General features: G+C 42.1%; 5 protein-coding genes. 2 read left to right on the top strand and 3 right to left on the bottom strand.

Features of this window, described 5'->3' with window-relative positions; all coding sequences use genetic code 11:
* Positions 1–37 precede the first annotated feature (37 nt).
* Positions 38–1,432: a S41 family peptidase gene (locus HRT75_RS05270; protein ID WP_291183428.1), complete on the top strand. Its 1,395-nt coding sequence runs from the start codon at positions 38–40 to the stop codon at positions 1,430–1,432.
* A gap of 15 nt (positions 1,433–1,447) precedes the next feature.
* Here HRT75_RS05270 and HRT75_RS05275 read toward each other — a convergent pair whose 3' ends face one another.
* From HRT75_RS05275 to HRT75_RS05285, 3 genes are read right to left on the bottom strand one after another with little or no spacing between them, the layout of a single operon-like run.
* Positions 1,448–2,344 carry a hypothetical protein gene (locus HRT75_RS05275; RefSeq protein WP_291183431.1) on the bottom strand — a complete coding sequence of 299 codons (897 nt, stop codon included), beginning with the start codon at positions 2,342–2,344 and terminating at the stop codon, positions 1,448–1,450.
* A 26-nt stretch (positions 2,345–2,370) separates the two neighbouring features.
* Positions 2,371–5,088, bottom strand: coding sequence for a TonB-dependent receptor (locus HRT75_RS05280; protein WP_291183434.1), 2,718 nt, complete (start codon positions 5,086–5,088; stop codon positions 2,371–2,373).
* 31 nt (positions 5,089–5,119) lie between these two features.
* Entirely contained in the window at positions 5,120–5,938 is an 819-nt protein-coding gene (locus HRT75_RS05285; RefSeq protein WP_291183436.1) for a GLPGLI family protein, read from the bottom strand.
* 199 nt (positions 5,939–6,137) lie between these two features.
* On the opposite strand from HRT75_RS05285, the gene HRT75_RS05290 reads away from it, so the two are divergent.
* Positions 6,138–6,666, top strand: a 529-nt coding sequence (locus HRT75_RS05290; RefSeq protein WP_291183439.1) for a serine hydrolase domain-containing protein, incomplete at its 3' end; no start/stop codon positions are given.

The following is a 6,666-nucleotide window of genomic DNA, read 5'->3' on the forward strand; positions in this document are numbered from 1 at the left end:
TGTTTCGTCTTTAAGGCGCCAAAAAAGGCAGCCAAACATGAAACGAATCATACATCGCGTACTACTTCTTTGGATTTTAGTTCCACTTTTTAGCCTAGCTCAAAATTCCAGCAACTTCGCTCGAGAAGCTGTTTTAGCAGACCTTGATTATTTATACGAAGCCCTTCAGCAAACCCATATAGATGCATTTGCTTACATGAGTCCCAAAGAGTTGGAACAAGCCTATCAGAAAACCCGCGCAACGATCATTCAAGATTCTTTGAGCGGTCTTGAAGCTACTGAATTATTGCAACCTTTTGTCGCACAATTAAAGAATGGACATACCGCCATCCCTTTTCCAATACCAGAGTATATTGCATATGCTTCTGAAGGAGGGAGCCTTTTTCCTCTAGAAGTTATTCTTCATGAAGGCGATTATAAAGTGACAGCCAATTGGTCAAAAGAAAGTCGAATTGTACCGGGCACAAGATTGTTAGCTATCAATGGCGAGCCTATTGCGGAGATCTTTAAAAATCTCTATCGTCAACTTTCTGGAGAACGTCTTTATTATCTGCAAGCCAAAGCAGAGTATTTCTCACTTCCGCGACTCTATTGGCAAATATATGGGCCACAAGACACCTTCAAGGTAAGCGTAGAATTGTCAGGGCAAATTCAGGAACTGGAACTTTCATCTGTTGCAGCGCTTGATGATTTTGAGTATAACAGAACCGATGCTGTTAATGCTGAGATGAACTTGGAATTAACCGCTAATGCTGCCATTTTAAACCCTGGAAGTTTTAAAGACGACCTAAATATTTACAAGGCGTTTATAGACTCCTCCTTTGTGGAAATAAATAAAAGAAACTTGCCTAATTTAATTATTGATCTTCGGGGTAATGGCGGTGGCGATGATAGCTTTGCGGATTATTTGACCAGTTATATTGCTGATAAGCCTTTTAAATGGTGCTCCGAGTTTAAACTGCGATCCAGCAGGCAACTTAAAGAGGCTTTAGCACCAAATCGGGATACGACCTCTGCCTATCAAAATGCTATATTTTCCAAGGCTGAAGGCGAGGTGTTTGATTATGATTTTCCCCTGTATCAGCCACAACCAGTATCGCGCAGATATCAAGGGAAAATATATGTTTTAATCAATAGACATTCGTACTCTCAAGCTGCAGTGACCGCAGCGCAAATACAAGATTACGGCTGGGGAACCATTGTCGGTGAGGAGACGGCGGAGTATCCTTCGCTTTATGCATCAGTATTCAACTTTAGTTTGCCCAATACAGGGATTCCTGTGGTGGTTTCCAAAGGCTTGATTGTCCGAGTGAGTGGAGATCGATCGGAACGTGGTGTACTGCCAGATATTGAAATTGCCAATAATCCTTTTGACTCAGAAGATCAGCAACTAAAAAAGCTGCTCCAGATCCTGAAGCAGCCTTTAGACTAGATTATCTCTTGGGGATTAAATTCCTGCGCGAAGAATAAGGTCAACACCCATAAAAGGAGCAGCGTCAAATTCACTGTTCAAGCGGTTTCTGTCATCACCTCCAACTTGGAAGGTCAAGACTTGTGCACCAACTTTGTCTCCTTGCATGTAAAGACCATAATCCGTGGTATCATATCCGATCTTGGCTCGTGCCAAAAGTGTACCGTCAAACAGACTCACTCCAGCATAAAGGTTAAAACGAATAGACTCTTCTTGTACATAGAATCCATCGGCATTACCAGAAAGATCGTAAGCTTTTACTGAGGTCAAAAGGTTAGCTCCTACGCTAAAAATATCAGAGATCGCATAGTTAGCTTCAGAACGAATCGGGAATACCGCGTTTACGTAAAACTTGCGGTTAGGGGATTTATACCACATCCCCACTAGTGGAGTAATGATGGTTCCGAAGTTTTCTGAAGACACATAACTACCAAATTTCCATCCTTTACGACCAGAGATTTTCTTTTCAAAAAGGGCTAAACCTCCAAATTGGAAAGCGTCACCTCCCAAATCATTGAAGTCTGAAGCGTATTTAGGAAGTAAAACATAAGTTCCGCTCCATCCGTTTCCGTGATCTAATTTAACACCAAGGTTTAGACGGGTCATCACCAAATTGGTTCTAGAATCATCATCGTGAGCAATGCCCAAGCGTGTGTTTTCATAAGTAAAACCGGCAATAAAGACGGTTTTTGCCGTGGCGGGGATCACGAAATAAGTTTCCAAGTTCGCGTTTCCAACCTCCGTTTCATTATCATTGTCAATATTTCCTAGCGTAGCCCGATTGTATTGGAACTTTACAATATCGGTGTAATCCTGCGCTTGGGTAAGGGTGGCAAACCCAATAAAAAAGGCCAAAAGAACTAATTTCTTCATGCTGTGGTGGCTGTATTAAGTTAGATTTATAGTGTATAGATAAAGCGGAAGGTAATAAATCTTGGCTGAATAAACGTCTCCGAACTAAAAACTGACACATTATTGGCACTGTTTCTCACCTGTGAATCTATGTTTAGAATGTTGGTTGCTCTGATCTCATACTCCCATTTAGAATCTCTATTTTTTCTATACGATAAACGCGCATTCCAGTTTTGGAAGGACTGTGTTTCTCCGTTGTCCAACTCCTGAATTGTATAGGCATAGTCTGTTCTAAAAGTCACCGATTTCCAGATATAAGCATCGAATTCAAAGGTCGGTGCATTGGTAATGAAAGTGGTCTCTCTATCACCCTGGTTGTTGTTGGTTACACTGTATCGGTAGCTCAAGGAGATATTCGGAGCCACTTTAAAGTTCGTTCTCAGGCCTGGCGTATAAGTTTGCGTAAAACCTTCATTAATGGAGCGCTGTCCTTGAATAAACTGGTTGATCTTGCTGTAATTGTAACTTACGTTGATACTCGCACGGACCTTCCCAAAGGTGCGTTGCACTCTTCCGAATAGACTCGCCGTTTCATCTGCAAAAGCAGAATTGAAGAAGGTGCTGGTTCTAATTACGTTGTCAAAGTTGGTCAAGCTTCTGATCTGATCAATATTCTTGGTATACGCAGCCCTGGCAAATACGTTGGTGTAATTGAACAAATTAAAACTGCTGTAGAATAGACTCACATTATGAGCCAAAGCATTCTGCAATTCCGGTTCACCAAAAGAAATGTTGTTGATACTGTTGAACACCAAGCCTTGCGCCAAACGCGTCACGTCTGTAAACTGGTTGCGCATTTCATAGCGGAAGGTCAACTGCTCACTCTTCTTGAATTGAATGCGCGTCTCAAAGTCGGGTAGCAGTCTAAAGAAGTTGTCTTTAAACTCTTCTCCGGATTGAGTATTACGATTCCCATAAGCGTGCAGCGAGAAACCTGGAGTCACCGTGAATTTCCCCCATTTAGCGCGGTAGTGAACACCCAGATAAATATCGCTGAAGTTGTATTCGGTATCGTTTGTATCCAACCCATCATTGATCGTTGGAGTTGGGTCAAATCGGCTTCCATCTTCTAAAAATTGAAAGATGTTGGAGTTGAACTGTTGATTGCTCAAAATAGTTCCCAACGTAAAGTTCAAATTACTGCGCTGATTGATCACAAAATAGTGATCCAACTTGGCGTCTAATTGATTGGACTTGATTCTGCGGTCTTGCCCAATATTGTAAAAATCTAAACTGGTATTCAGGCCAAGGGCCTCAGCAGTATTGTCAAAAGCGTCAGGACCGTCAGGGTCGTTGACTAGAACTGCATTGTAAAAAGGATCTTCATTGCGCAAGAGGTGGGTGGCCTCAAAGGCAAAGATGTTGCGCTCGTTTAGGGTGTAATAGTAGTTTAGATTCTGATTGATGCTATACGGAGTTACCTCGTCAAATTGATCGGTGTTTCCAATCACCGAGGAGAACTGATTTTGGTCTTGTGTATCTCTTGAAATTCTTCCCAAAACATCATAATCCATTTGATTGTTGAGGTTAGGCTGATATTTCACACTGAATTTCACCAAGCCTTGATCAGAGCGTTCGCGGCTGCGCTGCTCTGTGGCTTCATCAGGAATACCCAGTTCGGGATCTGTATACTGCACAAAACTCGATTCTCTCGAAAGAATTCTACTCGAATTAAAAATCGCAAAGCCACTAAAATCCAAAGTGGTCTTAGGGGAATAACTAAAGTTCATAGAACCTAACTGACTCTCAATCTCAAGAGCGTTTCCTTGACTGGTTAGGAAATTCAAACTGTTGTCTCCCAAATTAATGTCGGTACCGCTGCTGCGACTCGGCGCTTGAAATCCTCCGCCAAAACCGCGGATATCTCTTCGCGTCAACGCGACTTCTCCAGTGTTGTTAAGGTCACCGATAAAGTTCAAGCTGTATTTTGGACTGTAGTAGAAGAGTTTTGGTTGTAACAAATACAGTTCGTCCTCTGGTGAGGATCCTCCTCCGGCAGTCACACTTCCAAACCAGAAGTTCTCTTTCCCTTCTTTGAGTTTGATGTTAATGGCCACATTGTCTTGGTTGTTTCTGACTCCGCTCAATTGTCCTACTTCTGAGTAGTTTCTTAGTACCTGAACCTTTGAAACAGCGTTCGATGGGATGTTCTCTGTAGCCAGCTTGGTGTCACCGTCAAAGAAGTCCTTCCCGTTTACCATGAGTTTGTTGACCACTTTTCCTTCCACCTCGATCTGCCCGTCTTCATTGATCTCCACGCCTGGTAGGTTTTCCAAAACATCGCCCAATTTTCGTTCTGTTCCCGTATTGAAGGAGTCTGCATTGTACACCAGCGTATCTCCTTTTACCGTAACGGGCATTTCATAGACCAACTCAACCGCATCTAATGCGTTGTCTGGTGCTAGTTTAAAGTCTCTGTTCAGATCAGCCTCGCCCGTTTGGAGTTGCTCTTCATAAGTTTTAAACCCGATATAGCTCACTTGAAGTTTATAACTGGTATTGGCTTCCAATTCGAGTTTGTATTTACCAGCTTCATTGGTAATTCCATAAGATTCCAAAGCGTTGGTGGAGTCATTAATAGCGACAACATTGGCCAATTCTAAAGGAATGTCAAGACTGTCTTTGACCACACCCTGCATTTGAATTTGGGCATGCGTTGTGCCTATGCTGGCTAGCAGCAGAGCAAAAAGGAGTAATTTTTTCATCGTAATGCGGACCTTAAAGCAGGCTCGAGATTTAGTTTCTTCTTCTGCCTCGGTTATCACGCATTTCCATCATCTTTTTGCGGATGGTCATGGCGTAATCGGCTTTGTTGATCTCTTTTCCTTTGTCCGGAGCTTTGATAGCAACGGTCTCGTCAGGATTCAATACTACTTTAGAACAAAGCATGGTGGTATTTCCTGCACTTACCTCTAGAATAAGCCCCGGAAGTCCCCAATATTCTGCCGGTCCATGGCTTACAGGAATTTGCAAGGTATACCAAGCTTCAATCTCAGTTGTTGGAACAATCGGGTTGCCGTCGGCATCTTTTTCTTGCTCGGCGCGTAGATCACTCCACTCAAAGTTATACCAGGTGAGTTCTTTGGTAGGAACAGTTGCAGTAGCTTTGAAACACATATATTGTCCGATCATCTTAGAATCCCCAGCCATATTCCACTCAATGTCTGCCAGTTTATCCTTTACCAAGAACTTTTTCCCGTAGAATTCTTGAGCTTGGATGAGCATGTTTTGTTTAACATTCTTGTATTGCTCTCCGCGAGTAAAGTTGCTTCCCCAAGTGTCTGTGGCACCAGACATGGCGTCAATTTGATCTTCTTCGTTGAAAACTGATTCTTCTTTGTTGAAATCGAGGATATAGGTTTTTTCTAAACGATTCTTTAGGCGTGCGTAAACTTGTTTTTTCTCGGCCTCACTCAAGCGAGCTCCCCAGTTTCCTAATTCCATTGTGGATTTTGAGAAATAGAAAGCCTGTCCTTGGAAATCATCTGTGGCAGGTTTAAAGGATACAAGCACTGCAAAGACAAGCGTAACTACAGCAAATTTTAGTGTCTTCATGGTTTTATTGGTTAAAGTTGGTCCCTAATCGTTTAACGAAAATAAGTAAACATTAAACAAAATAAATAATTTTGTAAAAACATTAACATAGATTTTGTCATTTCATGCAACATCAATAATCCGCATTGCTAGGACAATTGGCAGAACTCAATTACCTTTAAAGACACTTTAGTATTTGCAGCTAATTTTAAGAACTACCATGAAGAAACTGTGTTTAGCCTTGTCCTTTATAATGACAAGTATAGCTTTTGCCCAAATTCCAGAAGCCGATCAAATCGATGCGGTCTTTAAAGCCTGGGGGAATAGAGAAGTTCCCGGAGCCTCTTTGGGAATATTCAAAGACGGAGAGATCCTTTACAGCAAAGGTTACGGAATGGCCAATTTGGAGTATAACATTCCCAACGATGCCAATTCAGTATTTCGAATCGGATCCACTTCTAAACAGTTTACGGCGGCCTGCATTGTGCTTTTAGAAAGTGAAGGCAAACTCAGCTTTGACGACCCGCTTTCTAAGTTCTATCCGGAATTTCCTGAATATGCCAAAAAGATCACGGTGCGTCATCTGCTCAATCACACCAGCGGAATTAGAGATTATTTGCAGTTGGCCTACTTAAAAGGCTACGATGATGACACCCATTACAAAGATGCTGATATCATGAGTTGGCTCGTAAGGCAGACCAGTCTTAATTTCGAGCCGGGAGAAGAGTATTTATACAGTAATTCTGGCT

The sequence above is a fragment of the Gilvibacter sp. genome, assembly GCF_013214815.1.
Classification (GTDB): Bacteria; Bacteroidota; Bacteroidia; order Flavobacteriales; family Flavobacteriaceae; genus Gilvibacter.

Coding starts and splice junctions, on each gene's coding strand:
- HRT75_RS05270 (WP_291183428.1), top strand. CDS start 38: ATGAAACGAATCATACATCGCGTACTACTTCTTTGGATTTTAGTTCCA.
- HRT75_RS05275 (WP_291183431.1), bottom strand. CDS start 2,344: ATGAAGAAATTAGTTCTTTTGGCCTTTTTTATTGGGTTTGCCACCCTT.
- HRT75_RS05280 (WP_291183434.1), bottom strand. CDS start 5,088: ATGAAAAAATTACTCCTTTTTGCTCTGCTGCTAGCCAGCATAGGCACA.
- HRT75_RS05285 (WP_291183436.1), bottom strand. CDS start 5,938: ATGAAGACACTAAAATTTGCTGTAGTTACGCTTGTCTTTGCAGTGCTT.